The organism is Pelomicrobium sp. G1, assembly GCF_051905455.1.
In the GTDB taxonomy this organism is placed as follows: domain Bacteria; phylum Pseudomonadota; class Gammaproteobacteria; order Burkholderiales; family UBA6910; genus Pelomicrobium.
Window position 1 is genome coordinate 273,075 of the sequence record NZ_JBQACR010000001.1, and the last position, 23,928, is coordinate 297,002.

25 protein-coding genes, 1 pseudogene and 1 riboswitch are annotated in these 23,928 nt (G+C 66.6%); of the genes and pseudogenes, 17 read left to right on the plus strand and 9 right to left on the minus strand.

The window, feature by feature from the left end; genetic code table 11:
- Positions 1 to 56: 56 nt before the first annotated feature.
- The 4 genes from ACTFO6_RS01350 to ACTFO6_RS01365 form a co-directional block, all read right to left on the minus strand.
- On the minus strand, positions 57 to 437 hold the full coding sequence (locus ACTFO6_RS01350; RefSeq protein WP_439932658.1) for a PepSY domain-containing protein: 381 nt from the start codon (positions 435 to 437) through the stop codon (positions 57 to 59).
- A gap of 83 nt (positions 438 to 520) precedes the next feature.
- The gene (locus ACTFO6_RS01355; RefSeq protein WP_439932659.1) at positions 521 to 1,039 is read right to left on the minus strand and encodes a glycine zipper 2TM domain-containing protein; all 519 of its coding nucleotides are present in this window, start codon (positions 1,037 to 1,039) and stop codon (positions 521 to 523) included.
- A gap of 33 nt (positions 1,040 to 1,072) precedes the next feature.
- On the minus strand, positions 1,073 to 1,399 hold the full coding sequence (locus tag ACTFO6_RS01360; protein WP_439932660.1) for a hypothetical protein: 327 nt from the start codon (positions 1,397 to 1,399) through the stop codon (positions 1,073 to 1,075).
- 196 nt (positions 1,400 to 1,595) lie between these two features.
- The gene (locus tag ACTFO6_RS01365) at positions 1,596 to 3,233 is read right to left on the minus strand and encodes an acyl-CoA dehydrogenase family protein (RefSeq protein WP_439932661.1); all 1,638 of its coding nucleotides are present in this window, start codon (positions 3,231 to 3,233) and stop codon (positions 1,596 to 1,598) included.
- Positions 3,234 to 3,578: 345 nt separating this feature from the next.
- On the opposite strand from ACTFO6_RS01365, the gene ACTFO6_RS01370 reads away from it, so the two are divergent.
- The 16 genes from ACTFO6_RS01370 (at position 3,579) to ACTFO6_RS01445 (ending at position 16,756) form a co-directional block, all read left to right on the plus strand.
- Complete coding sequence (locus tag ACTFO6_RS01370) at positions 3,579 to 6,059, plus strand: heavy metal translocating P-type ATPase (RefSeq protein ID WP_439932662.1); 2,481 nt, start codon at positions 3,579 to 3,581, stop codon at positions 6,057 to 6,059.
- Between the two features lie 53 nt (positions 6,060 to 6,112).
- Positions 6,113 to 6,619 carry a DUF7482 domain-containing protein gene (locus ACTFO6_RS01375; RefSeq protein ID WP_439932663.1) on the plus strand — a complete coding sequence of 169 codons (507 nt, stop codon included), beginning with the start codon at positions 6,113 to 6,115 and terminating at the stop codon, positions 6,617 to 6,619.
- 30 nt (positions 6,620 to 6,649) lie between these two features.
- Positions 6,650 to 6,979 (plus strand): heavy-metal-associated domain-containing protein, encoded by a 330-nt coding sequence (locus ACTFO6_RS01380; RefSeq protein WP_439932664.1) that lies wholly within the window; start codon positions 6,650 to 6,652, stop codon positions 6,977 to 6,979.
- Entirely contained in the window at positions 6,957 to 7,877 is a 921-nt protein-coding gene (locus tag ACTFO6_RS01385) for a transporter (protein WP_439932665.1), read from the plus strand. The genes ACTFO6_RS01380 and ACTFO6_RS01385 overlap by 23 nt, the downstream gene beginning before the upstream one ends.
- Before the next feature lie 19 nt (positions 7,878 to 7,896).
- Entirely contained in the window at positions 7,897 to 8,877 is a 981-nt protein-coding gene (locus ACTFO6_RS01390; RefSeq protein ID WP_439932666.1) for an NHL repeat-containing protein, read from the plus strand.
- A gap of 276 nt (positions 8,878 to 9,153) precedes the next feature.
- The gene (locus ACTFO6_RS01395; RefSeq protein ID WP_439932667.1) at positions 9,154 to 9,696 is read left to right on the plus strand and encodes a heavy metal-responsive transcriptional regulator; all 543 of its coding nucleotides are present in this window, start codon (positions 9,154 to 9,156) and stop codon (positions 9,694 to 9,696) included.
- A gap of 13 nt (positions 9,697 to 9,709) precedes the next feature.
- Complete coding sequence (locus tag ACTFO6_RS01400) at positions 9,710 to 10,018, plus strand: glutaredoxin domain-containing protein (protein WP_439932668.1); 309 nt, start codon at positions 9,710 to 9,712, stop codon at positions 10,016 to 10,018.
- On the plus strand, positions 9,981 to 10,703 hold the full coding sequence (locus ACTFO6_RS01405; RefSeq protein ID WP_439932669.1) for a cytochrome c biogenesis CcdA family protein: 723 nt from the start codon (positions 9,981 to 9,983) through the stop codon (positions 10,701 to 10,703). The genes ACTFO6_RS01400 and ACTFO6_RS01405 overlap by 38 nt, the downstream gene beginning before the upstream one ends.
- A gap of 88 nt (positions 10,704 to 10,791) precedes the next feature.
- Positions 10,792 to 10,865, plus strand: a riboswitch (Fluoride riboswitch).
- A 102-nt stretch (positions 10,866 to 10,967) separates the two neighbouring features.
- A complete protein-coding gene (gene crcB / locus ACTFO6_RS01410; RefSeq protein WP_439932670.1) occupies positions 10,968 to 11,354 on the plus strand; it encodes a fluoride efflux transporter CrcB in 387 nt (128 codons plus the stop codon).
- 19 nt (positions 11,355 to 11,373) lie between these two features.
- Entirely contained in the window at positions 11,374 to 11,742 is a 369-nt protein-coding gene (locus tag ACTFO6_RS01415) for a DUF190 domain-containing protein (RefSeq protein WP_439932785.1), read from the plus strand.
- Complete coding sequence (locus tag ACTFO6_RS01420) at positions 11,739 to 12,824, plus strand: cation:proton antiporter (protein WP_439932671.1); 1,086 nt, start codon at positions 11,739 to 11,741, stop codon at positions 12,822 to 12,824. Before ACTFO6_RS01415 ends, ACTFO6_RS01420 begins: the two co-directional genes overlap by 4 nt.
- Positions 12,821 to 13,237, plus strand: coding sequence for a universal stress protein (locus ACTFO6_RS01425; RefSeq protein ID WP_333840265.1), 417 nt, complete (start codon positions 12,821 to 12,823; stop codon positions 13,235 to 13,237). The genes ACTFO6_RS01420 and ACTFO6_RS01425 overlap by 4 nt, the downstream gene beginning before the upstream one ends.
- A 15-nt stretch (positions 13,238 to 13,252) precedes the next feature.
- Positions 13,253 to 13,720: an HAD family hydrolase gene (locus ACTFO6_RS01430; RefSeq protein WP_333840267.1), complete on the plus strand. Its 468-nt coding sequence runs from the start codon at positions 13,253 to 13,255 to the stop codon at positions 13,718 to 13,720.
- A gap of 140 nt (positions 13,721 to 13,860) precedes the next feature.
- The gene (locus ACTFO6_RS01435) at positions 13,861 to 14,229 is read left to right on the plus strand and encodes a HEAT repeat domain-containing protein (protein ID WP_333840269.1); all 369 of its coding nucleotides are present in this window, start codon (positions 13,861 to 13,863) and stop codon (positions 14,227 to 14,229) included.
- 51 nt (positions 14,230 to 14,280) lie between these two features.
- Positions 14,281 to 15,525: an MFS transporter gene (locus ACTFO6_RS01440; protein WP_333840271.1), complete on the plus strand. Its 1,245-nt coding sequence runs from the start codon at positions 14,281 to 14,283 to the stop codon at positions 15,523 to 15,525.
- A gap of 52 nt (positions 15,526 to 15,577) precedes the next feature.
- Positions 15,578 to 16,756 (plus strand): putative sulfate/molybdate transporter, encoded by a 1,179-nt coding sequence (locus ACTFO6_RS01445; protein WP_333840273.1) that lies wholly within the window; start codon positions 15,578 to 15,580, stop codon positions 16,754 to 16,756.
- On the opposite strand, the gene ACTFO6_RS01450 is transcribed toward ACTFO6_RS01445, so the two are convergent.
- Entirely contained in the window at positions 16,746 to 17,360 is a 615-nt protein-coding gene (locus ACTFO6_RS01450; RefSeq protein WP_333840275.1) for a hypothetical protein, read from the minus strand. The two genes, ACTFO6_RS01445 and ACTFO6_RS01450, sit on opposite strands and share 11 nt — an antisense overlap.
- Positions 17,361 to 17,540: 180 nt before the next feature.
- On the opposite strand from ACTFO6_RS01450, the pseudogene ACTFO6_RS01455 reads away from it, so the two are divergent.
- Positions 17,541 to 17,819, plus strand: a pseudogene (locus ACTFO6_RS01455) (MerR family DNA-binding protein); the annotation flags it as partial.
- 58 nt (positions 17,820 to 17,877) lie between these two features.
- Here ACTFO6_RS01455 and ACTFO6_RS01460 read toward each other — a convergent pair.
- Genes ACTFO6_RS01460 through ACTFO6_RS01475 form a run of 4 tightly spaced genes read right to left on the minus strand, consistent with a single transcriptional unit; the run spans position 17,878 to position 23,888 of the window.
- Positions 17,878 to 18,228, minus strand: coding sequence for a P-II family nitrogen regulator (locus ACTFO6_RS01460; protein WP_333840277.1), 351 nt, complete (start codon positions 18,226 to 18,228; stop codon positions 17,878 to 17,880).
- A complete protein-coding gene (locus ACTFO6_RS01465; RefSeq protein ID WP_333840279.1) occupies positions 18,225 to 21,347 on the minus strand; it encodes an efflux RND transporter permease subunit in 3,123 nt (1,040 codons plus the stop codon). Before ACTFO6_RS01465 ends, ACTFO6_RS01460 begins: the two co-directional genes overlap by 4 nt.
- A 9-nt stretch (positions 21,348 to 21,356) precedes the next feature.
- A complete protein-coding gene (locus ACTFO6_RS01470) occupies positions 21,357 to 22,571 on the minus strand; it encodes an efflux RND transporter periplasmic adaptor subunit (RefSeq protein ID WP_333840281.1) in 1,215 nt (404 codons plus the stop codon).
- Positions 22,572 to 22,604: 33 nt separating this feature from the next.
- The gene (locus ACTFO6_RS01475; protein WP_333840282.1) at positions 22,605 to 23,888 is read right to left on the minus strand and encodes a TolC family protein; all 1,284 of its coding nucleotides are present in this window, start codon (positions 23,886 to 23,888) and stop codon (positions 22,605 to 22,607) included.
- Positions 23,889 to 23,928 lie beyond the last annotated feature (40 nt).

Below are 23,928 nucleotides of genomic sequence, written 5' to 3' on the forward strand. Positions count from 1 at the left end.
GTTTGCGGCCTTGCGAGACGGAAAAGCAGGGGAGCCGGTCCCTTCATCGGGACGGCTCAGCGTTTCCCCCGCCCGTTGCCCGGGCCCACGTCGTAGTAGCGGACCTCCCCCTCCGGGGTGAGGATGCGCACCCGGTAGCCCTCCCGGTCGTCTCGGCGGGAACGCTCCTCGATGGAGAGCACCCGGCCGCCGGTCTCCCGACGGGCCCGCTCCGCCGCCTCGTCCCGGGGGGAACGGGAGCCCCGGTCCCGCCTGTCCACCCGGTAGAAGTCCCCGGGCGGGACCTCGCGGGACTCGTAGCGCCGGTAGTAGCGCTCCGACCGGTCATCGCGGGGGTCGAAACGGTCGTGGTCGGCCCAGGCGGCGGTCGCCGCCAGGGCGATTCCGAGCCCGGCGGCGAGCCAGGCGGAGGCCGACAACCCTTTTTTCCGCGTCACGAGGACAACTCCCGGCGGTTCAAACGAACTTTAACAGAAAGGCGGCCCTGCCGGCTTCCTCCCGCCACGGGCCGCCTGGGGCTTCACTCGGCGGGCTCCACGGACACCCGCACCCGCAGGCGGGGGCCCGGATCATAGGGCAGCACCGTGGTGTAGGTGCGGCCCGCGTACTGGTAGGTCACTTCGTAGCCCGCGATGCGCTTCTCCCACCGGTCCACCACCCGGCAACGCTGCACGTCGTGGGGCGGCTCGTAGGCGTAGGCCTCGTTCCGGGAGAGCTCCGCGCCCACGATGGTGCCGGCCACCGCGCCGGCGCCGATGGCCACATGCTTTCCGCTGCCCTTGCCCACGGTGGAGCCCAGGAGGCCGCCCGCGATGCCGCCGATGATGGGACCGAGGTAGTTGTCGGGCCCGCGGGTTTCCCGGTAGCCGCCGGGAACGCGCTCGGTCCAGCATTCTTCCCGCGGGACGTTTATCCGTTCATAGCGGGGGGTGACGCTTTTCACCTTGGCGTAATCGAAGTCCTCGTAGGCCTCGTAGGACCAGGCCGGGGCGGTGGCCAGGGTTAGCATCGTGGCCAAAGCGATCTTTTTCTTCCACATGGCAACCTCCTTTCTTTTCACGCGCTGGGTGGCTCAGAAACTGCCGCGCCAGATGATGGTGAAATCACTGCCGTAGCGGTCGTAGTGCCGCGGATAGTAATAATGGTGGTACTCCTTGTAGTACGGCCGGTAGATGATCCTCGGCGGCCCGTAATCGTAGTAGTGATAGTGGTAGTACCGGTGCCCGGGAGGCACCCAGTCGTGGTGCTTCCAGTGATGGCGCTTCTTCCAATGGTCGTGCTTCCAGTGGTGCTTGGGGTGCCAGTCTCCGCCGTCGGCTTGAGCCACCGCCGGAGCACCCAGGCCGGCCACCAGCGCCAGGGCGGATCCCAGCAGGGCGAGCTTGCGAATCCCTTTCATTTCAAGCCTCCTTTACCAGTCTTTTTCCAGTTTTCTACGCTTGCATCCTACGCCCCGGTTCCTGAACCGCCGCTGAACAGGTTTGAACCGGGCAGGTTGCGCTCGCGCCAGGGGAAAGAATGGGGCGGCGTGGCTGAACCGGGCCTGAACGGGAACCCCCGGCGTCCCGAAGGTGGGTCAAGCGGTTGAGAAAGGGTCAAAAATCCAGGATCTGGTCGATCCCGGCGGCGGCAAAGCGCCGGGCCGCCTCCCGGCACCGGCCGTCGCCCTCCTGGTCCAGGGACCACTGGGCGTGGCGGGCGAGAAGGGCGGCCCCAATGGCCCGCCCCAAGGTCGTGGCGAGGCGCCGGGCCCCGGCCTCCAGGGCCGGCGGGCCTTTCTGCTCGGCCCGGGCGAACCACTGCCGGGCGTGGCCCAGGGCCGCCTCGGCCGAGGCGAGGGCTCGCTGGAGGGCCGCCTCCTGGACACCAGGGCGCAGTCGGGCCAGCAGGTCCTCCACGGGGGCAAGACCCCCCGCCGCCTTCAACGCCCGTAGGGCGTCGAGGGAAAGCACGTTGGTGGTTCCCTCCCAGATGGAAAGCACCTGGCAGTCCCGCAAAAGCACCGGCAGCCCCGTGTCCTCCACGTAGCCCGCGCCACCGAAGCACTCCAGCACCTCGCTCGCCACGGCGATGGCCTGCTTGGCGGTGAGAAGCTTGGCGATGGGCGTGAGTAGCCGCAGGAGCCAAGCGTCCGCTTCGCCGATCTCTCCCGCCTCCTGCCGGCCCCTGAGCTCCACCAGGTAAAAGGCCAACTGGAAGGCGGCGGCGAACTCCGCCTCCAGGTGGAGCAGGGTGTCCTCGTGCAGGGGCAGATCGCAGAGAGGCGCGCCGAAGGCCACTCGCTTGCGGGCGTAGTCCCGGGTCAGGGCCAAGCCCCGGCGCATGTAGGCCACCGCGCTCACGCTGTTCCACAGCCGGGTGACGTTGAGCATGGGGGCGATGTTACGCACGCCCTCCACCAGGCCCGCCACCGGCACCGCTGGCGTGCCGTCCAGGGTCAGCTCGGCGGTGGGGAGCTTGCGGGTTCCCAACTTGTCCTTGAGGCGGTTCACCTGGAGGCGGTTCGGTCGTCCTTCCGCGTCCCGGGTTTCGACGTAGAACAGGGCGAGGCCGCGCCCGCCCGGGGGATTGCCTTCGGGACGGGCCAGGACAAGGGCCATTGGGGCGGTGACGGCCGAGGTGAACCACTTGCGCCCGTAGAGCCGCCAGGTGCCGTCCGCGTCTCGGCGCGCCGCCGTCTCCGAGCGGCCCACGTCGGAGCCGCCCGTGAGCTCGGTCATCCACTGGCCGGAGGTCCAGAACCGGGCCGGGTCCCGGCTGGTGAGGCGCGGCACCGCCCGCTCGATGAGGTCTCGGTTGTCGAGCTCCAGGAGGGTGCGGGCCGCCCCGTCGGTCATGGCCAGGGGACAGGCGTACATGTCGGTGGCGGGGGCGAAGAGGTAGGCCAGGGCGAACTGGTGCACCCGAGAGAAGGCCCCGTGCCGGGCCTCGTAGGCGGTGGCCACCACCCCGTACTGGGCCGCCAGCCGCTCGGCCGCCTGCCACACGCGGGTCAGCTCGATCTGGTCGACGCGGTTGCCCCAGGCGTCCCACTGGATCAGCACCGGCTCGTTCACCCGGTCGGCGAGTTGGAGCGGGTAAAGCTCTGCTCCGCAGATCTCCCCCAGGGCCCGCAGGCCGGGAATCACTTCCGCCTGCACCTCCGGCGGCAGCACCCGGGCCAGGTGGGAGCGCAGCATCCAGTCGTCATCGAACGGGTGGCCGAGGACGGGCGGAGATTGTACGAAGGCCATGGCGGTTCCTTCCGGGCGGTTGCGGCGCTGTATAGTCTGAGGCAGCGGGCTTCCGACGGAAAGCGAGAAGCGCCCGGTGCGCGGGCTGGCCGCTGTTATCCCAGCGGAACCGGGGCCACGCCCACCATGAGCTGGCTGCGCCAGCTCACCGACGAAACCCGGGCCTGGCGCATCCCGGAGACCGGAGCGCGTCCGCCCTTCGCCCGCCGCCCTTCGGCGCGATTCCCTTGACTCTGGAGTGGACTCCAGGGTTTAGCCTTCAAAAATGCTTTCGCAATCCCGTGATTGGGCACTTCGGGCGGCCGGTCCGCCGTCCTCCGTGTCCGTTATGAGCGCGCCACGACCATGAACGATGGGCATGAAGCGACCATTACAACAGGCCGCGGAGCGGCGGAGGGATCCGCCGCCCCGCGTCCGGCGGCGAAGCTTCAGCTTCGCGTCGGCGGCATGGCGTGCTCCTTCTGCGTGGCCAGCATCGGCAAGGCCCTCGGGCGTACCCCGGGCGTGCGCAGCGTGAACGTGAACTTGGCGCATGAAGAAGCGTTGATCGAGTTTGATCCGCGCCAAGTCACGCCCGATGCGCTCCGGCAAACCCTGGTTGAGCTCGGCTACACCGTGCGCAGCGCCGACCGGCTCCGGGCCTTCGAGGAGGAGGAGGCCGAGCTGCGGCAGCGGCGCGATGACTTGTTGGTGGCGACGGGCTTTGCACTTGTGTCCTTCGCCGCCATGGGGCTCATGTGGCTGGAGCTCTTGCCGCCCGAGGGAATGGCGTCGCTGTATTGGCTGATGCCCTTCCTTGCGCTCTCGACCGTGTTCGGCCCGGGATGGCGCGTCCTGGAGATGGCCTGGGCGAGCCTGCGCCGAGGGATTCTGAACCAGCACGTGCTCATGGAGTTCGGCGCCTTCGCCGGCCTCTTCGGCGGGTTCCTGGGCTACGTGGACCCCGCGTTTCCCGCGCCCGATTTCTTCGGCGTGGCGGTCTTCGTCACCACCTACCATCTCCTGTCCGGGTACGTCTCGGCGCTCGTGCGCACCCGCGCCTCCCAGGCGGTGCGCAAGCTCCTTTCCCTGGTTCCCCCCACGGCGCGGGTGGTGCGCAACGGACGGGAGCAAGAGGTTGCGCTGGCGGAAGTGAAACCGGGCGAGCTGGTTCGCGTGCGGCCCGGCGAGTCGATTCCCGTCGATGGGGAAGTGGTCGAGGGCTCCTCCGGCGTGGACGAGAGCCTGGTGACGGGCGAATCGATTCCGGTGGAAAAGTCGCCCGGCGATGGGGTGATCGGCGGATCCGTCAATCAGCTCGGCACGCTTCTTGTCCGCGTCGCGAAGGTGGGAGAGGAAAGCTTCCTTAGCCAGGTCGCGCGGCAGGTGGAGGAAGCGCGCGCCCTGAAGCCGGGGATGCTCGCGCTGGTGGATCGCATCCTTCAGGTCTACGTCCCCGCCGTGCTCGCCTTTGCCGCCGTCGCCATCGCGGTCTGGACTTTGGGGGCGTGGTCGGTGGCCGGGCAAGCCGACTGGACGCGAGCAGTTTTTGCCGCGCTTGCGGTGCTCGTCATGGGCTACCCCTGCGCGCTGGGCATGGCGACACCGCTCGCCATGATCCGCGGCGGCGGCATGGCCGCCGAACGGGGCATCCTCATGCGCTCGGCGGAAGCGTTCCAGGTGCTGAAAGACGTGAAGAAGGTGGTCTTCGATAAGACCGGCACCCTGACGCTGGGCAAGCCGGCGGTGGCAGACGTGATTGCGCTGAATGGCTGGGGCGAGGCCGCGGCCTTGCGGCTCGCCGCGGCCGCGGAGCAGGTCTCCGAGCATCCCCTGGCCCGGGCGGTGGGCGACGCTGCGGCGGCCTGGCACCTGCCGGTACCAAGGGCAGACGAGTTCCAGGCGACCCCCGGCCAGGGCGTGGTGGCGCGGGTGGAAGGGCGCCGCGTCGCCGTCGGCAGCACCGCGTTCGGGATCCAGCAGGGCGCAGACCTTGCGCTGGCGGGGGAAAAAATCGAGCGGATGCAGGCCGAGGGTAACACCGTTATTTCCGTGGTGGTGGATGGCCAGCTTGCGGGGCTGATCGCGATTGCCGACCCGGTGAAGCCCGAGGCAAGGGAGACGGTCGCGCGCCTAAAGGATGCAGGATTGCACCCCGTGATGCTCACGGGCGACCACGCGCGCACTGCCCGGGCCGTCGCTCAGACCCTCGGCATCGCCGAGTATCACGCCGAGGTGCTGCCCCAGGAAAAAGCCGAGGTGATCCGAAGGCTCCAGGGCGAGGGGTACCGGGTGGCGATGGTGGGCGACGGCATCAACGATGCGCCGGCCCTCATGCAGGCCGATGTGGGCATCGCCATTGGCGCAGGAACCGACATTGCTATCGAGTCTGCTGACGTGGTGCTGATTGGCGAGCGTTTGACCGCCGTCGTGGAGGCGTTTCACATCGGCCGGGCTTCCTACCGCAAGACGGTGCAGAACCTGGCGCTCGCGTTTTCCTTCAACGGCGTCGGCGTGCCCCTCGCCACGACCGGTTGGGTGCATCCGGTGTGGGCGATGATCGCCATGGCGGCCAGCGTGACGGCGGTGCTGACCAACTCCTTTGCCGGGCGCTTGCTTCCCAGGCGGCGGCTACCGCGCCGCGCCGAGGCGCGCTTCGTCGTGGCCAACATGCATTGCGAGCGCTGTCTCGTCGCGATCCGGGAAGCCCTGCTCGAGCTGGACGGCGTGGAACGCGTCGCCGGCGATCCCGAAGCGAAACAAGTCATCGTGACGTATCGCCCCGACGCGATCGGAGCGGAGGGCATACGCCGCGCCATCCTGGCCCGGGGCTACGAAGCGACATGAGCGCGCGGGCTGAACGCGGCGGGTTGAGTTTTACGGAAACGAATGAGCGAACCATGACGCGCAATCTCGTCGTGACCGCGCTGGTCGGCGTGCTCGTCGCCGGCTTCGTCGTGGCGGCCCGATTCTATACCGGCACGGTGGTGCCCCCGGTGGACGGCTACCTGGAAGGCAAGCGGATCCTGTTCATCCACACCGAAGCCTCCGATCCCCAGGTGGCCGCGCTGCTCACGCGCATGAAGGGCTCCCCGGTGCTGGTCGTGCCGTCCCTGGCGGACGCCCCCCAAAACATGCTCGCCAAGGTTTACGTGTTCAAGAACGGCGTTTCCGGCGACGGACCTTTCGACTTCCAGGCCGACGTGTTCGACCGTCCGCCCCACGCCGACGGCTACAGCCCCCTGAGAGCGCTCCATCTCGTGAGCTGGAAGGATGAGCGTTCGGCTCGGCTGCTCACCAGCGCCGCCGAAGTGGAGCAGGCGGCGTCCCGCGGCGAAATCGCGGTGGAGAGGACCGGCGTCGTCATCAACATGCCGCTCCTCACCTGGCCGGGCGGCCGGCGGTGAAAGGAATGATTGGATAGGAGGAACACGGCAATGAGGAAGATGCTGACCGTCCTGGCATTTGCGCTGGGGCTGCTGTGGATCGCTTCAACGGCGCTGGCGGCTGGGCCGAGTTACCGGCTCCAGGTGGACGGGCTGGCGTGCCCGTTCTGCGCCTACGGGATCGAGAAGAAGCTGCGCACCCTCGACGGGGTCGACAAGGTCAAGGTGGATCTCGATAGCGGGCAGGTGGTGGTCACCATGAAGGACGGCGCGGCCCTCGCCGAGCCCACCGCCCAGCAGGCGGTGAAGGACGCCGGTTTTACCTTGCGCGCTTTCGAGCAGATTCCTGGAGGATCCAATGGCGGTGAACCGCGGAAATAGCCAGGCAAGGCCGTTGAAGGGGCTCCTGGCGCTCGGGCTCGGGATCGCGAGCGGCCACGTCTTTGGCGCCCCGATCACCTTCAATACCGCGCTGCCGGTCGCCAAAGGCGATTTCGTTTTCCGCGAACTCATCGTGGTGGGCCGGTCGGGGGACGATCCGAGCGGCGCCGGCCGGGACTTCCGGGGCACGGCGGCCGTCACGGCGCTCGGGTACGGCGCGACCGGCGATCTGGCCCTCTTCGGCGTGCTGCCGTACGCGGACAACAAGCTCGAGCTCGGCAGCGGCGGACAGCGGGTCACGCGGGAGGCGAGCGGTTTCGGCGATCTCAGCCTCTTCGGCCGCTATACCGTGGTTCGTCGGGACGACCCTGGACGCACCGTCCGCATCGCCCCGTTTGCCGGGGTCAAGGCCCCTACCGGAGGCGACGACAAGCGCGACGCTCTGGGGCGGCTCCCGCCCGATGTGCAGCCGGGTTCCGGCTCCTGGGACGCGTTCGCGGGCGTGGTGGCCACGTACCAGACGCTGGATTTCCAGATCGACAGCCAGGTGAGCTACGCGATGAACGGCGAGGCGAACGGATTCGAGGCGGGCGATGCGGCACGATTCGACGCCTCGCTCCAGTACCGGCTCTGGCCGCGGGCGCTCGCCGCCGGCGTGCCGGCGTTCGTATACGGGGTGATCGAGGTCAACCTGATCCATCGGGGCAAGAACCGCGCCGGCGGCGTGGCCGATCCCGACTCGGGCGGAACCACGCTGTTCCTGACACCCGGCCTCCAGTACGTGACCAAGCGCTGGATCTTCGGAGCGGGCGTGCAGCTTCCGGTGGTGCAGGATCTCCGCGGGACGGCGCTGGAGACGGACTACGTGCTGCATGCCGGGTTCCGCTTCAATTACTGACTCTCGCGGTGGGGAGCGCATGACGCTCGCCGTAATCGGCAAGTACGCGGGATGGACGATTCTCGTCCTGGCCTCGCTTGCCGCGCTCGGCGGCTTCGCTTTCATCCCGTCCGCCAAAGAGCCCGCCTACGCGTTCGTCAAAGCCTGGGGCGAAAAAGGCGACGGTCCCGGCCAGTTCGACGATCCGACGGGCATCGCCGTGGCGGGCGGGGAGGTGTTCGTGGCGGATTCCCGCAACGGGCGTATCCAGGTGTTCGACTTCGATGGCAATTTCAAGCGTCAGTTCGGCCGCACCGGCGAGGGCACGGGCGAACTGGGTCGCCCCATGAACCTCTACGTTCGCGACGGCGAGCTCTACGTGCCCGAGTACTTCAACGATCGCATCCAGGTATTCGCCCTCGACGGCACGCCGAAGCGCGCGTTCGGCCGGCCAGGAAGCGGGCCGGGCGAGTTCAACGCGCCCGGGGGCGTCGCGGTGGCCGGCAACGGCGACGTCTTCGTCGCGGACTTCTACAATCATCGGATCCAGCGTCTCAAAGGCGACGGCACGTTTATTCGCCAGTGGGGAACGACCGGAAAGCCGGGAATTTGGGCGGGCGAGTTTGTCTATCCCACCGACGTGGCGCTGGCGCCGGACGGGACGCTCTTCGTCGCCGACGGCTACGCGGACCGGGTGCAGGCGTTCGCGCCCGACGGGCGTTTCCTGCGCAAGTGGGGCGGTCCCTTCGCGATGAACGTCCACGGGCCGTTCAACGGCTGGTTCGCCACCGTGACCGGCATCGCCGTCGGGCCGGACGGCGGCGTGTTCGTCGCCGACTTCTACAACGACCGGGTCCAGAAGTTCGCGCCGGACGGCACCTTCCTGACCACCTTCGGCAAACGGGGCAGTGGCCCGGGACAGTTTCGGCATGCGATCGCGGTGGCGGTTGCCGAAGATGGAACGGTGTTCGTGGCGGATTTCCTCAATAGCAGGATCCAGAAATGGCGGCCCGGGCGTTGAGGGGATCTGGCCGGGCGGAAACGCGGGCTATTGCATGCCGGCTCATCGCCGGTGAATCCTGCATGGTGATTCTCGATCGCAGTAGAACATCCCCCCGGCCGTGCCGTGATCGTGGTCACCCGCGCGGAGGCCCTTGCCGGAAGCTCGGACCAGAGCCCGTGCTTGATGGGCGGCTCGGGCCGTGACGGGACTCGGCTGGCGCGAGCGCAGGGAGTACGCCGACCTTTGAAGGATGACGCAGGTCTAACCAATACGGAAAGCAAGCGAGCATCGCGCATGTCACGCAAGAAGGCGACAGGGTCGCAACGCCCGTCGAGGTCAGGAAAGCCGGGCCCTGATGCGGAGGTGGTGTCGGGCGCGTCATCCTTGTGCAGGCACGATACGCTGACCATTGGCCAGGTGGCGAGCCGGGCCGAGGTCGGCATCGACACGATCCGCTACTACGAAAAGGAAGGGCTGCTCGCGCCGGTTCGCAAGAGCCCGGCGGGTTATCGCCTTTATACGCCGGAGGCGGTACGGCGGCTTGGGTTTGTCAGGCACGCGCAGCAGTGCGGCTTTTCCCTCGCCGAGATTCGCGAGCTGCTGGAGCTGAAGACCCACGACGATGCCTGCTGCAACGACGTGCGCAGCGTTGTGATTCAAAAGAAGCTGCAGGTAGAGGGCAAGATCAAGGCGCTCAGGGCCATGTCCCAGGCGCTCAGCGGCCTGATCGACATCTGCGACGGTGGAGCCAGGCCGCTGGACGAATGCCCGATTCTCGATGCGCTTGAAAGCAGCGTGGCGAACGAGGGACAACGGAACCGTTCACGCAAGACCTGACCTTCCCAGCGCGATGATTAAGGTGGAGGTTTTTACAACGCCCGGCTGCGACAAATGTGCGCGGGCTCGCGAGACGCTCAAGTCCATCGCCGAGGGTTTCGGCCGGGACAAGGTGAGCTGGCGGGAGGTGGACGTTCTGGAGGAAATGGACTACGCGGTGGAGCTGGGCGTGACCAGCCCGCCGGCGATCGCCATCGACGGGGCGCTGGTTTTCCCGGTGCTGCCCAGCGCCCAGCGGTTCGGGCGGGAGTTGCGCGAGCGGCTCGAGCGCATGGCCGGTGCGGATGGGGCCGGTCCCCGGAGAGAACGCGATGGACGTTGAGTCGCTGCGCCAGACGCTCGAGCAGGCTAGCCTCGCTTCGCTGGCCGCCGGCTTCGTGATTGGGTTCCTGTTCAGCTTCAACCCGGTGGCGCTTGCGGCGATCCCGGTGTCGCTGGCGTATGTCACCAAGGCTCATGCGCCCGGTCGGGCGTTTCTCTATGGCGGGATGTTCGTTCTCGGGATGGTGATCACCCATGCCCTGCTCGGGTTGAGCGCGGGGCTCGGCGGAAACGGCCTGCAGCGGCTCATGGGTCGCGAGTGGGGACTGGTGCTGGGACCGCTCTTGATCGTGCTGGGCCTCGCGTGGCCCGGCTGGCTGAAACTTCCGCTTCCCACGCTCCGGCTGCGCGCCAGGCCCGCGGCGACCGCGTGGGGCGCTTTTTCGCTGGGCGTGCCGTTTTCCGTGGCCATCTGCCCCTTCTGCACGCCCGCCCTCGTGATCCTGCTCGGCATCGTCGCCGGGATCGGCTCGCCCCTGTTCGGCACCGTCTTGCTCCTCGCCTTTGCCCTCGGCCGCGTGGTGCCGATTATTCTCAGCGCGGCGGCGGTAGGGTGGCTGGAGAGCCTGAAAGGCTTGCGCACGCGTCAGAAGGCCTTCGAAATCGCCGGAGGCGTGATTCTGATCGCCTCCGGCCTCTACCTACTCAACTCATATTTCATCGTCGTGCCCGGCCTCACAGGCTGAAGGAGAAGGCATCCGGGATCACGATCGACCTGCGGCTGCGCAAACGCCCGCGGCCCTGTTGCTGCGGGACCGACTACAAGCGTATACTTTATGTTAAGGAGATGGCATTCCTCCCTTAACCGCCTGGCCTACCTCCGGCCGGCTGATGATGCCTACGGTTGTTTCCGGGAGCGTTCGGGACGCGTAGGCTCATCTGAAATCTCCGACGTTTCGGCCCGCGCCCAGCGCTCCGGTTCACCAAGAACCCAACAAGAAAGGAGCGCGATGGGTACCTCTGGCTTTGCCGCCATCAGCTTGGGCGCCACTCTCGGGGCGATGTTGCGCTGGTGGCTGGGCCATCGACTAAACCCCGTTTTTCCTACCCTTCCTCTCGGCACCTTGGCTGCCAACCTGCTTGCCGGCTTCCTGATCGGCGTGGCTGTTGCCTTCTTCAATAAGCATCCGGGCCTGCCACCGGAGACGCGGCTCATGACCATGACCGGTTTTCTGGGCGGTTTGAGCACTTTTTCCACCTTTTCCGCCGAGATCGTATCCCTGATCGCTCGCGGCGAATATCTCTGGGCGCTCGGAGCGATAGGCCTGCACTTGTTCGGCGCGCTGCTGCTCACAGGGCTGGGAATTTTGAGTGTGCAGCTCATATCGAGCGCATGATTCGATGGAAGGGGACACCATGGAAGGCGCTTTTCTCCGCTTCTACGTGCACGAGAACGCACGCCACCGCCACACCCTCCTGTGGGAATGGCTGCTGGAGCAGGCCAACCGCATGGGCATCCGCGGCGGCTCGGCATTCCGCGCCATGGCCGGATTCGGGCGGCACCACGTGCTGCACGAGAACCACTTCTTCGAGCTGGCCGGCACCCTTACCGTGGAGGTGGAGTTCATCGTCACGCCGGAGGAAGCCAGGCGGCTGCTGGAACGGGTCGAGCGGGAGAAAATTCGGGTTTTCTACGCCCACATCCCGGCCCGCTTCGGCGTGCTCAACCCGGACGAGGGCGATCCGCCGTCTGTGGCGGAGGAGCCGCAAGGAGTGAGACTATGACCGAAACCTGGACGCTGGCGGCTTTGTGGCTCGGGTTGGCGCTCGCGGCGAGCCTTCTTTCCATCTGGCTGCGCGTTGCGACCGCCCTGTCCGAAATCGTAGTAGGCACCATCGCCCAGCTCTTCATCGGCGCCGCGGCTGGCACCGCAGCCTTGGGGGCGGATGCCTCGTGGATCAAGTTCCTTTCCGGTACCGGAGCCATCGTGCTCACCTTTCTCGCGGGCGCAGAGCTCGATCCCGAGGTCTTTAGGCTTAAATGGAAGGAGGCGGCCGCTGTCGGTCTAGCAAGCTTTTTTGTCCCTTTTTTGGGCTGCGCTGCCGCCGCCCGATGGCTTCTGGGCTGGGATCCGTGGGCAAGCTGGCTCGCCGGCATCGCCATGTCCACGACCTCGGTGGCCGTGGTCTATGCCGTAATGCTGGAGTTCGGCTTCAACATGACTGATTATGGCAAGACGGTACTCGCTTTCCGGCGCTATGGCAACCGGCCCTCGGAGCTGGAGGCGAAGTTTCTGCTTTTCTTCTTGTTCGGCATGGGAGCGCTCGCCGTTTGGGCCGATAGCGAGGCAGTGCTCCCCGCCTACTTGATCGGCATGGTGTTGGCGGGCACCGTGGGCAGGGATCATGCCTTGGTGCGGCGCCTGCGCACGCTCACTTTCGGTTTGCTCACCCCATTCTATTTTATTCGTGCCGGCTCTTTCGTCTCGTTGCCAGCGCTGATGGCTGCCCCGGGAGCGTTTCTTTTGTTGCTGTTCGTGAAGATGGGGACCAAGTTTATCGGCGTGTTCCCGGTAACCAAGGCTTACGGTGCACCGGGGAAGGAGGCGACCTACACCACGCTGCTTATGTCGACAGGGCTCACCTTCGGCACCATCTCGGCGCTGTTCGGATTATCGCGCCAGATCATCGACCAGGCGCAGTACTCGGCCTTGGTGGCCGCGGTCATCGGCAGTGCTGTGATCCCGACCCTGATCGCCAACGCCTTCTTCTTTCCGCATCACCATCTGCACCTGAAAAAGGAAGTTAGTTCCCAGGAGGACACAACCGTGGCTGGCACGAAGGCAAAATTGGAGGCAAAAACATGATCAAGAAAATCTTGTTGGCCTACGATGGTTCCGAGCCTTCCACCAAGGCGTTCGCCATGGCGGCTGAGCTGGCGAGCCGCTATCAAGCCGAGCTCTGCGTATTGACGGTCGCCCAAGTGCCGGAATTCGGCGAGGACGTGGAAACTGAAGCAGTCATCGAGCATTCGCGCGACTACCATCAGAGCCTGCTCGATAAGCTCAAGCAGCAGATCGATCGACAGGGGATCATGGCGTCGCTGCAGATCGCGGTCGGACATCCGGCGCAACAAATCCTCGAATACGCCGGGCGGCAGGCCGTGGATCTGATCGTCCTTGGTCACCGTGGCCGGGGTGCGTTCGACCGGTGGCGGCTGGGCTCGGTTACCCACCGGGTGATCAGCTACGCGGAGTGCGCCGTCCTGGTGGTGCGCTGAGGAAAGACTTTTGCTGTGTTGAGAGTTGACATCCCCGATTTCGCCACGGTAGAGCTCATGCATCTCGTTTTGGATTACAACGGCACGCTGGCCCTCGACGGCGAGCTTTTGCCGGATGTGCGCGAGCGTCTGCAGCGGCTGTCCGCTGCGCTCAGCATCCACGTGGTGACCGGCGACACCTTCGGCACGGCCCGCGCACGCCTGGCGGGGCTTCCGTGTCAATTGTCGATCCTGCCGCAGCGGGGCCAGGCCGAAGCGAAACGAGTCTACGTGGAGCATCTCGGCGCCGGTTGCGCCTGCATCGGCAACGGCCGCAACGATCATCTGATGTTGAAGGCTGCAGCGCTGGCAATCGCTGTTGTGCAGCAGGAAGGCGCTTGGGGAGATACCCTGACGAGCGCGCAGGTCATCGTGCGGGATATTCGCGACGCCTTGGATCTACTTCTTTATCCTCAGCGACTGGTAGCCACCTTGCGAGGCTGAGCCGGTGGGTTTGGACACTTCCTCTATTTGGGGTGAGGGGAAGACGCCTCTCGCCAGCCGCACGTGATCGTAGAGGCCGGGAGACTGGACTGGAGCACGTGGAACGACAACCCTGTTTTTGCCTCGAATGCTTCGCTCTGATGCCGGCCGAAGCGCGGGTCTGTCCCCACTGCGGAGAGGATCAAGAGCGACTGAAGGAAAGGGACTACCGCGCGAGGCTCCTGCACGCCTTACGACACCCGTTGTCGGAGGTGCGCATGCGTGCGATCATCGCCCTCGGCTGGCAGGGCGAGCCGGACGCGGCCTCGGCCCTGGTGGACTGTGCCTTGCGCCATCCGGTGGACGTGGTTGAGGGGTTAGAGATCGTCCGGAGCCTGGCACGGATAGAGGGCCGGCACCCCGGAGTGGGGGCGCTTGAGCGCTTGCTCGAATTGCATCCCGCCCATGCGGTCCGCGCGGCGGCATTGCGGGCTTTGGGAGGAGAAGCGCCCGATACGGAATCCAAATAAAATAAAGGAACAGGGATCTCCATGGAATCTGCGCAACAAGAAAAACCACCCATGAAAGCCGCTGCACCCGTTCGAAGCATTGCCAGCTCTGCCGGCCCTGGCATTCCGCCCGCCATCTGGGCGCTCGGCTTCGTCAGCCTCCTCATGGACATCTCCTCGGAGATGATCCACAGCCTGCTGCCGGTCTTCCTGGTGACGGCCGTGGGTGCCAGCGCCGTCGTGGTCGGGCTGATCGAGGGGCTGGGGGAAGCGACCGCCCTGATCGTGAAGGTGTTCTCGGGGACGCTTTCCGACTACTGGGGAAAGCGCAAGCCCCTGACCCTCCTGGGCTACGGGTTGGGAGCGCTTTCCAAACCCTTGTTCGCCCTGGCGACGAGCGCCGGCCTGGTCCTCGTCGCGCGGCTCATGGACCGGGTGGGCAAGGGCATCCGCGGAGCGCCGCGAGATGCGCTGGTGGCGGACATCGCGCCCCCCGAAGTGCGCGGGGCGGCCTTTGGTCTGCGCCAATCCCTCGACACGGTGGGGGCCTTTCTCGGGCCCCTGCTCGCCATGGGGTTGATGCTGCTGTGGGCGAACGATTTCCGGGCCGTGTTCTGGGTGGCCGTCATCCCCGGGTTTCTGGCGGTGGCGCTCCTCTTCTTCGGCGTGCGGGAGCCGGAACGGCAGGCGGGGCAGGGGATCGTCCATCCGATCCGCCGGGAGAGCCTGCGCCGGCTGTCGGCCGCCTACTGGTGGGTGGTGGCGATCGGCGCCGTGTTCACCCTGGCGCGCTTTTCCGAGGCGTTTCTCATCCTGCGCGCCCAGCAGGGAGGATTGCCCGTGGCCCTCGCGCCCCTGGTGCTGATCGGCATGAACGTGGTCTATGCGGCTTCGGCCTATCCCTTCGGCAGGCTTTCCGACCGGATGAGCCACACCCGACTGCTGGTACTGGGGCTTTCCATCCTGATCGGCGCGGACCTCTCGCTGGCGTATAGCCACCACTGGGGCTGGGTAGGGACCGGCATCGCTTTGTGGGGCTTGCACATGGGCATCACCCAGGGGCTCTTGGCGACCATGGTGGCCGACGCCGCGCCGGCGGAATTGAGGGGCACCGCCTACGGCTTCTTCAATCTGATGAGCGGCCTCGCCATGCTCCTCGCCAGCGCTTTGGCGGGGCTGCTGTGGGACCGGTTCGGAGCTTCGTTCACGTTTATCGCGGGGGCCGCTTTCAGCGCCCTCGCCCTGACGATCCTCCTGGTCCGGGGCAGGCGTCCGACGGCCCGAAACGGGGACGCCTTCCGCGATTCCCCTGTTTGACCGGATGCACCGTCCTCGAGCGGTTCGGGAACGAGCCGGTTAAAATCTCTGCATGAAACCCATCGAGAAGTCCGACTCCGCCTCCGCGCCGGAAGCTGTCCGGGGCAACCGCTTCGACCGCCTGGAATGGGCCGGGGCGTTCGGGGATCTCGGGACGCTGATCCCCTTCGTCGTCGCCTACATCGGCGTCCTGAAGATGGATCCTCTTGGAATACTCCTCGGGTTCGGGATTCCGATGCTGGTGTGCGGCGCCTACTATCGCACCCCGTTCCCGGTGCAGCCCATGAAGGCGGTGGGGGCCATCGCCACGGCCCAGGCGGCCCAGACCTTCGTCGTTACGCCCGCGGCGGTGTACGGCGCATCCCTGGTCACGGGGCTCGTCTGGCTCGCTCTCGGGCTTACCGGTGCCGCCGACCGGGTGGCGCGCCTGGTGGCTCGGCCGGTAGTGGTCGGGATTGTTCTTGGCCTGGGCATGAGCTTCATGCTGCAGGGCGCCAAATGGATGTCGAAGGGATGGCTCCTGAGCGCTTTCGGGCTGGCGGGGACCGTGCTGCTGCTCACCAACCGCACGTTTCCCGCCATGTTCGCGCTGCTCCTGTTCGGGTTCGGCGCGGGCGCAGTGCAGAGCCCGGAGCTTATCGGAAGCCTGGTGGAGGCGCGGCTCGAGCTGCGACTGCCCTCGTTCGCCCTTTCCGGCCTGACGCTGGACGCCTTCCTGATCGGCGCCGTGTTCCTGGCGCTGCCTCAGGTTCCCCTCACCCTGGGCAACGCCATCATTGCCATCACCGAGGAGAACAACCGCCTGTTCCCCGACCGCAAGGTCTCCGAGCGCACGGTGGCCACTTCCACCGGCGTGCTCAACCTGTTCGGCGCTACAGTGGGCGGTGTGCCCATGTGCCACGGCGCGGGCGGAATGGCCGGGCACGTGCGCTTCGGCGCCCGCACCGGCGGCGCCCTCATCATCCTCGGCGCCCTTCTCACGGTGCTCGGGTTGTTTTTCAGCGGCTCGGTGGAGGCCCTGTTCCGCCTGCTGCCGCAGCCGATCCTCGGCGTGATCCTGTTCCTCACCGGCGCCCAGCTCGCCCTCGGGGCGTGCGAATTCAGCCGCGACAAGCGGGAGCGGTTCATCACCCTGGTGACGGCGGGGCTCGCGGTGTGGAACGTGGGGCTCGCTTTCGTTGCCGGCATGGCCGCCCACGCTATCCACCGCCGCGGGTGGCTCAGGCTATGAGGAGCTTCCTCGCTCCACTGCGGCTGCTGCAGGTGGGTTGATCGAGGACACGGTTGTGGGCACATCGGTTGCCGACAGGAGCCACAGCGCGTTGGCGACCACCAGCAGCGACGCGCCCACCAGCGACGGCGATGGTCATGAGCAGATTCATGTCCGGTCGCAGCTGCCTCGCGGCGTGCCACGCTTTGACGATCACGTAGCGTCCGCCAAGCAGGATCGCCAGCGCGTAGGCGGCCATCACCGGAAGTGGCGTTGCGTTGGCCTCGTGGCCGCCGGGCAGCCGCAAGGCCTCGTGGAGCCCGCCCGCCCACAAGATGTCCAGCACGAAGCCCGCCGCCGTAGCGATCCCGCTCAATGCGGTGAGCCACGCCTGTGCGGAGTGGCGTCGGGTGTCAAAGCCCGCCGGTGGTGCGCCAGGGGACAGGCGCTCGGCGCGCATCCCGGTCCGCGCAACGGCCTCGAGGATGACCCGATCCGGCACCTGGGATGCGCTCTCCGCCACGGTCATGCGCCAGTTGATCACGTCGAAGGCGAGCCGGTCCGCGCCGCCGACTACCGGACCGACAGCGGCCTGCAACGCCTGGACTTCGTCAGCGCAGTCCAACCCCTGGACCCGGAACGTGCGTCCGGGTGCGGGCTCGGGGTGGCCGCCTGTTCCGGCCGTTACGATTTGGCAGCGGTCGGTACCGCAGCTTTGCGGTCCGCGGACCTCTGGCGGATCCGGGAGTCTCGTGCCGAGCCTCTGGTGTGGCATTCGACCCCCGGGCGCCGGCCGGGAACTTTGTTCATCCGCCACAGCCGGGAGCTGGGATTCCCGTTGCCGGCGATCCGCGAGCTGCTGCGGCTTGCCGATCACCCCGAGCAAACGTGCACTGTTGCCGACCGCATCGCGCGGGAGCAGTTGGAGCAGGTGGAGCGCCGTATCGGGCGGCTGGTTGCGCTCCGGGAGGAACTGAACCGTATGATCGCCCAATGCGCCGGCGGCCAGGTGGCCGATTGCCGCGTGATCGAAGTGTTGGCCGATCACCATCAGTGCTTGCACTCGGACCATTGCGCCAGTTGAACACCGCCCCGGGCGTGTGGCGCTCCTTCCCGATGCCAGGCGGGCAAGGTGCGATGGCTTAAACGCGCGCGCCGCTGATACGCACGGCTTGCTCCACCGCGCTCACCAGGACCCAGCCCGCCTCCTGCTGCCCGGTTCGCCCGTACTTTTCGATGAGATCAACGATGGCCGAGGCGTCGTCGTCCCTGCACAGAAGCTCAAGCTTGGCCTCGCGGATGACCGACCGCGCCAGTTCCATCGAATATCGCTGTTCGGCGGAGTCCAGCGCGCGCAGCAGGCTCTCGGTATGGGAAACGTTGAGGTTGTGGCATGCGGCCGGGCCCCCCGAACCGAGGTAGCCCGCATCGCTCAGCGCCTGGATCACATCGGCGACCCGGTTCAAGTGAACGAAGGCCTTGATCTCTTTCATGGCTGTCCTCCGTTGGCGTTGTCGTTGGTCATTGCCTCTTGCCGCCGCTCGCGCCAAGTTTCGACCCATTCGTAGGCGAGCGGCAGTATCAGCAGGGTGAGGGTGGTGGAGGTGAAGAGACCACCCACCACCACCGTGGCAAGCGGCCGCTGGGTCTCCGCGCCGACTCCTTGCGAAAGGAGCATCGGAATCAGGCCGAGGATCGCGACCGACGCGGTCATCAGGACCGGCCGCAGGCGCAGTGCTGCACCCTCGCGTACCGCTTCGCGCACGGAATAGCCCCTGCGGCGCAGCTCGTTGAATAAGGAGACGAGCACGATGCCGTTGAGCATCGCCACGCCGAACACCGCAATGAACCCAATCGCCGACGGTACCGAGACGTACTGCCCGGTCACGAAGAGCCCGAACACCCCGCCGATCACCGCAAACGGCACGTTGGCGATGATGAGCGCCGCGTAGGTGAGCGAGTTAAACGCCGTGTACAGCAGCACGAAGATGAGCCCGATGGTGAGCGGGACGATGACTGCCAACCGAGCGAGCGCTCGCTGCTGGTTCTCGAAGGCGCCACCCCACTGGATCCAGTAGCCCTCCGGCAGATCGACCTGGGCCAGGATCTTGGCTTGCGCCTCCCGGACGAAGCCGTCCACGTCGCGTCCCCGAACGTCCATCTGCAACACTGCGTAGCGGCTCAACTGCTCGCGCCGGACGAAGGTGTAACCCTCGTCGGTGGTCACCGTGGCGAGCGCCGATAGGGGTACCAGGGCACCCTCGCCAGTGCGCACAGGGACGCTTTCGATGGCACGAACGCTGTTGCGGAACGGCTCATCCAGCCGCACCACGATGTCGAAGCGGCGGTTGCCGTCGATCAGCGTGCTCACCGCCTCGCCGCCTATGCCCGCGCGGACCACCTCCAGCAGCTCGTCGGCGTTGATGCCGTAGCGCGCGGCTCGGTCGCGGTCCACTTTCACCACCACCTGCGGTTTGCCCTTGTTGGCTTCCAGCGACAGGTTGGCGATCCCGGGCACAGACTCCAGCACCGGCTTTATTTGTTCCGCCAGGCGGTCAAGCATGGCCAGCTCGGGCCCGTAGACCTTCAGCGCCAGGGTCGCGCGCACGCCCGAGATCAGCTCTTCGACCCGCATCTGGATAGGCTGTGTGGCGGAGAATACCACCGTGGGAATTTCCTTCTCCAGGGTGTCGCGCATGCGGTCGGAAAGTTCCGGCATGCTCAGCTTTTCGGGCCACTCACTCTGCGGTTTTACCTCCACCAGCACCTCCATGTAGTTGGCGTCCGTGGTTTCGCCTTTCTCGGCTCGGCCGATGGTGGCGACCACCGACGTAGTCTGGGGAAAACGTTCCCGGAGGACAGCGCTCATCTGCCTGGACACGCGCACCGATTCCTCCAACGAGGTCGACGGTATGCCGGTTACGCGAAACATGATGGCGCCCTCCTGCAGGGTCGGCATGAACTCCTTACCGAGGAAGGGGAAAACGGCCGCCGCCGCAACCAGCAGCGCCAGCCCGATCCCGGCCACCACCCGCTTGCGATCGAGGGCCCACTGCAGTAGAGGCAAGTACCCCGCCTTGGCCCAGCGCATCAGTGCAGTCTCCCGCTCGGCGCTAGGCTTGAGCACCAGGGACGAGAGCACCGGCACCAGCGTCAGGGTGAGGAGCAGCGACCCTGCCATGGCGAAGCTGATGGTATAGGCCATGGGCTTGAACAGCTTGCCCTCCAGGCCTGTCAGCGAAAACAGCGGCAGGAACACCACGATGATGATCAGGATGGCGAACGCGATGGGGTTGGCCACTTCTCGCGCCGCCTCCAGGATCACGTGAGTGCGGTTCAACTGCCTGCCGCCTAAATGGGCGAGCAGCCGGAAGCTGTTTTCCACCATCACCACGGCGCCGTCCACCATCATGCCGATGCCGATGGCGAGGCCGGCCAAGGACATGAGATTGGCGGAAAGGCCGAAATGCTGCATGAGGATGAAGGCGATCAGCATGGCGAGCGGCAGAGTGACGATCACCACCAGCGCAGAACGCAGCTCGCCAAGGAACAGAAAGAGGATGATCGCCACCAGCACCGCTCCTTCGACCAGCACCCGCTCTGCAGTGGAGAGCGCTTTTTCCACGATATCGGTGCGGTCGTATACCGGGTTGATGGCGACGCCCGCGGGGAGCGCCTGCTTGGCCAGGGCGAGCTTCTGCTTCACCGCATCGGCCACGTTCTTAGCGTTTTCCCCGATGCGGGCAAGCGCGATGCCAAGGACCGTCTCCTCGCCGTTGCGCGTAACCGCGCCGAAGCGCAATGCCGGTCCCTCTTGGACCCGCGCCACGTCCAGCACCCGGATCGGGATGCCTTCCCGTTCGGCCACCACGATGCTCTCGATGTCCGCGACGGAGCCCACCAGGCCTAGGCCGCGAACCAGGTACTGTTCCCGTCCCAGGTTTACGTACTGCCCGCCCACCTGGCGGTTGTTGGCGGCGAGTGCCTCCATCACCGTCCTGAACGTGAGGCCGTACTTGATCAGCTTGCGCGGATCGATCAGCACCTGGTACTGCCGTTCGAACCCACCCCAGGACGTCACGTCGTCGACACCGGGCGCCGTGCGCAGCAACAGCCGGACGCTCCAGTCGTGCAGCGTGCGAAGGTCCATTGCGGAAAGCTTGCGGTCCGCAGATTCGACCGTATACCAGAACACCTGGCCCAGGCCGGAGCTGTTGGGACCAAGTTCCGGTTCCCCGTAGCCAGGCGGGATTCGCCCCTTGGCGTCCTGCAGGCGCTCGTTCACCAATCGACGGGCGAAATAGATGTCCACGTCGTCGCGGAAATACACGCTGACGTAGGACAGGCCGAACAGCGAGACCGAGCGGATGTACTCCACCCCGGGAAGACCGGCCATGGACGTTTCGATCGGGATGGTAAGCAGGTTTTCCACGTCCTCGGCGGCAAGGCCCGGCGATTCTGTGTAGATGTTGACCTGGTTGGGGGTGACGTCGGGAAAGGCGTCCACCGGCACCTGCTGCCAGGCGCGTGCGCCGAGAAAAGCGATCAGCGCAAACCCGAGCAGCACCAGGACGCGGTAACGCAGGGAGAGGTCGACGATGGCATTCAGCATGGCGGCTCCTCAGTGGGCGTGGCCTTCGCCGAGCTGCGACTTGAGCATGCGGGCTTTCAGCGCGTAAGCTCCCGCCACTGCCACCTTCTCCCCGGGCGCGAGGCCGGAGGCGATCAGCGTTCGGCCGCCGATGCGCTCGCCGGTCTCGACGGTGCGCGCCTCGAAGCCTTCGCCCTCCTCGACGAACACGGTGGGCCGCCCTTGCACCAGCACCACCGCTTCGTCGGGCACGCTGAGGCCTGAGCGCCGGCCGGGGGTTTCGATGGCGGCGCTGGCGAACATGCCGAGCTTCAGGCGGCCGTCCCGGTTCGGGACTTCGATCCGCACCTTTACCGTGCGTGTTTCCTTGTCCAGCACGCTGTCGATGTAGGCGATTTCCCCGCGGAATGATTCTTCCGGGTAGGCGGCGACCATTACCACCGCCGGGGCACCGACGCGCACCTTGGCCAAATCCCGCTCGAAGACGGCGGCCTCGATCCACGCGACCGACAGGTCGACGACGGTGAAAAGCACCTTGTCCCTGGCCACTACTTCGCCCATCACGGCCGACTTCTCCACGATCATTCCGGCGAATGGCGCCAGCACCGGCGCCACCGAAGTCCCGGCGCCTTCCTCCTTGGGCGAACCTCCCAAAAGGCGCAACCGGTCTTCGGCAGCGCGCAGGGCCGCGCTCGCCTTCTCCAGGTTACCTTGGGCTTCGAGGAAGCCCTTCTCCGGGATAACCTGCTCGGTGCGGAGCTTTTCGGCGCGCTGGAATGCTGCCAGCGCCACGGCATGCTCGCTCCGCGCCTGGCGCAAGGCGGCGTAGGCGTCGCCCAGTTCGGCGCTGTCGATGAGTGCCAGCGCCTGGCCGGCTCGCACCCGCTCGCCGAGGGCGGCGTTCACCTTGACGACACGCCCGCCGACCTGCGGCGTCACCAGGGCGTAGCGCTCGCGATTAGGGCGGATGGTGGCGGTGACAGTGAGCGTTTCGCTCACCTTTCCCTCGGCCACGGCTTCGACCCGAACACCGGCCTTTTTCCGCTCCTCCGCGGAGAGCTTGAGCACGTTTTCCCCGATGTGGGCGTCACGGCTTTCCCCATTGTGTGCTTTCTCATCGGCGTACCTGCCGGTAGGTGACGAAACCGTGGTATCGGCGGGACGGTTCTCGCCACAGGCGGCGAGGGCGAGCGATGCGATGAACAGGGCCAGCGCCGCGGCGGGACCCACGAAGTTCGGTTTCATGGGGTGCTCCAAGGGAAACAGTGTTCGAAATGGTCAGCGGCCGGACAGCGAGGGAATCCCGGCTGCACGTGCGAGCTCAGCCTGTACCAGGCGCAGCTCGGCCTCCGCTTCCAGCAGCTCGCGGCGGGCGTCCAGCGTCTGACGGTTCACCAGCAGCAGCTCGACCAGCCCGATTTCCCCCGCTTCGTAGGCCTTGGCGGAGAGCCGCTGGTTCTCGTCCAGGCTCGGCAACACGGAGCCGGCAAGGCGATCGACCCGGGTGCGCAGGCTCTGCAGCTTGCTCCACAGGGCGCTCACTTCCGCCCGGGCGTCGCGCAGCGCGCGACGGCGCTCGATCTCGACCTGGGTCAGCTCCGTCGTGGCCCGGCCGATGCCTGCCTCGTTGCGGCGAAACAAGGGCAAGGGAATCGAGAGACTCAGGCCGTTAATGCGTTCGCGACTCGTGTTCGAGCTTTCGCGCTCGGTGAATAGCCCGACGGTAATATCCGGATACACGCTCGCGCGCTCCAAGGACAGGCGGCCCCGGGCGGCCCGTTCCCGGTGTCCCAAGACCCGCAGGTCGGGCCGCTGGGTTGCGGCGTCGAGCAATTCCCGGAGGGTATACGCCGGTGGAGGCGTGGACAGATCTCCGACCGCCTGCGGTGCCACTCCTTGGGGAAGCTGCAGCGTCGCTGCCAGCTCGGAGCGGGCGTCGATCAGTTGTTCCTCCAGCATGGCAATCTGGTTCCGCGCCCGTTCCGCTTCCACGCGGGCGAGATTTCCCGCGAGGCGGCTGTCCTCGCCGGCAGCGACTCGCCGCTGCGTCAGCCGGGCGGCGTTTTCTATTAGCTCGAGTGATCGCTGCTCGAGCGCCAAGCGTTCTTGGAGCGCGAGCAGCTTGAAGAATCGTTGCTCCACCTCGGCCAGGATCCTGCGGCGCACGGCTTCGACGTTTTCCTTCGCTTCTGCGAGCGCCGCCTCGGCCGCCTGGCGCCGGTAGCCCTGCTGTCCGGCGATCTCGAACGTCTGGGCGATGCCCAGTTGCCACTCGCGGACCTTTTCGTCGGCTAACCCGGGCACTGGCGTGGTCCGCCAGCGGTGCTCTCCGGAGAGTTCCGGGTTGTTCCGTAGCGGTGCATCGGACTCCGTCTTCTCTCCTTCCGCTGCCCTGAGGGCAGCCTGCGCTGACTGCAAGGCGGGGTTAGTCCGTTCGGCGAGCTCGATGGCCTGATCAAAGGTGTACGTTTCGGCCGCCGCCGAAGAGGCGGCAAGCGCAAGGGCCAGCGCAAGCGCCGCCGTAGCGCGCGGCAGCCGCGCGCGGGTATGGGTGTCCACCATGGGTTTCCTTCGCGAGCTCGGCACGCGCGCCTACGCGCGC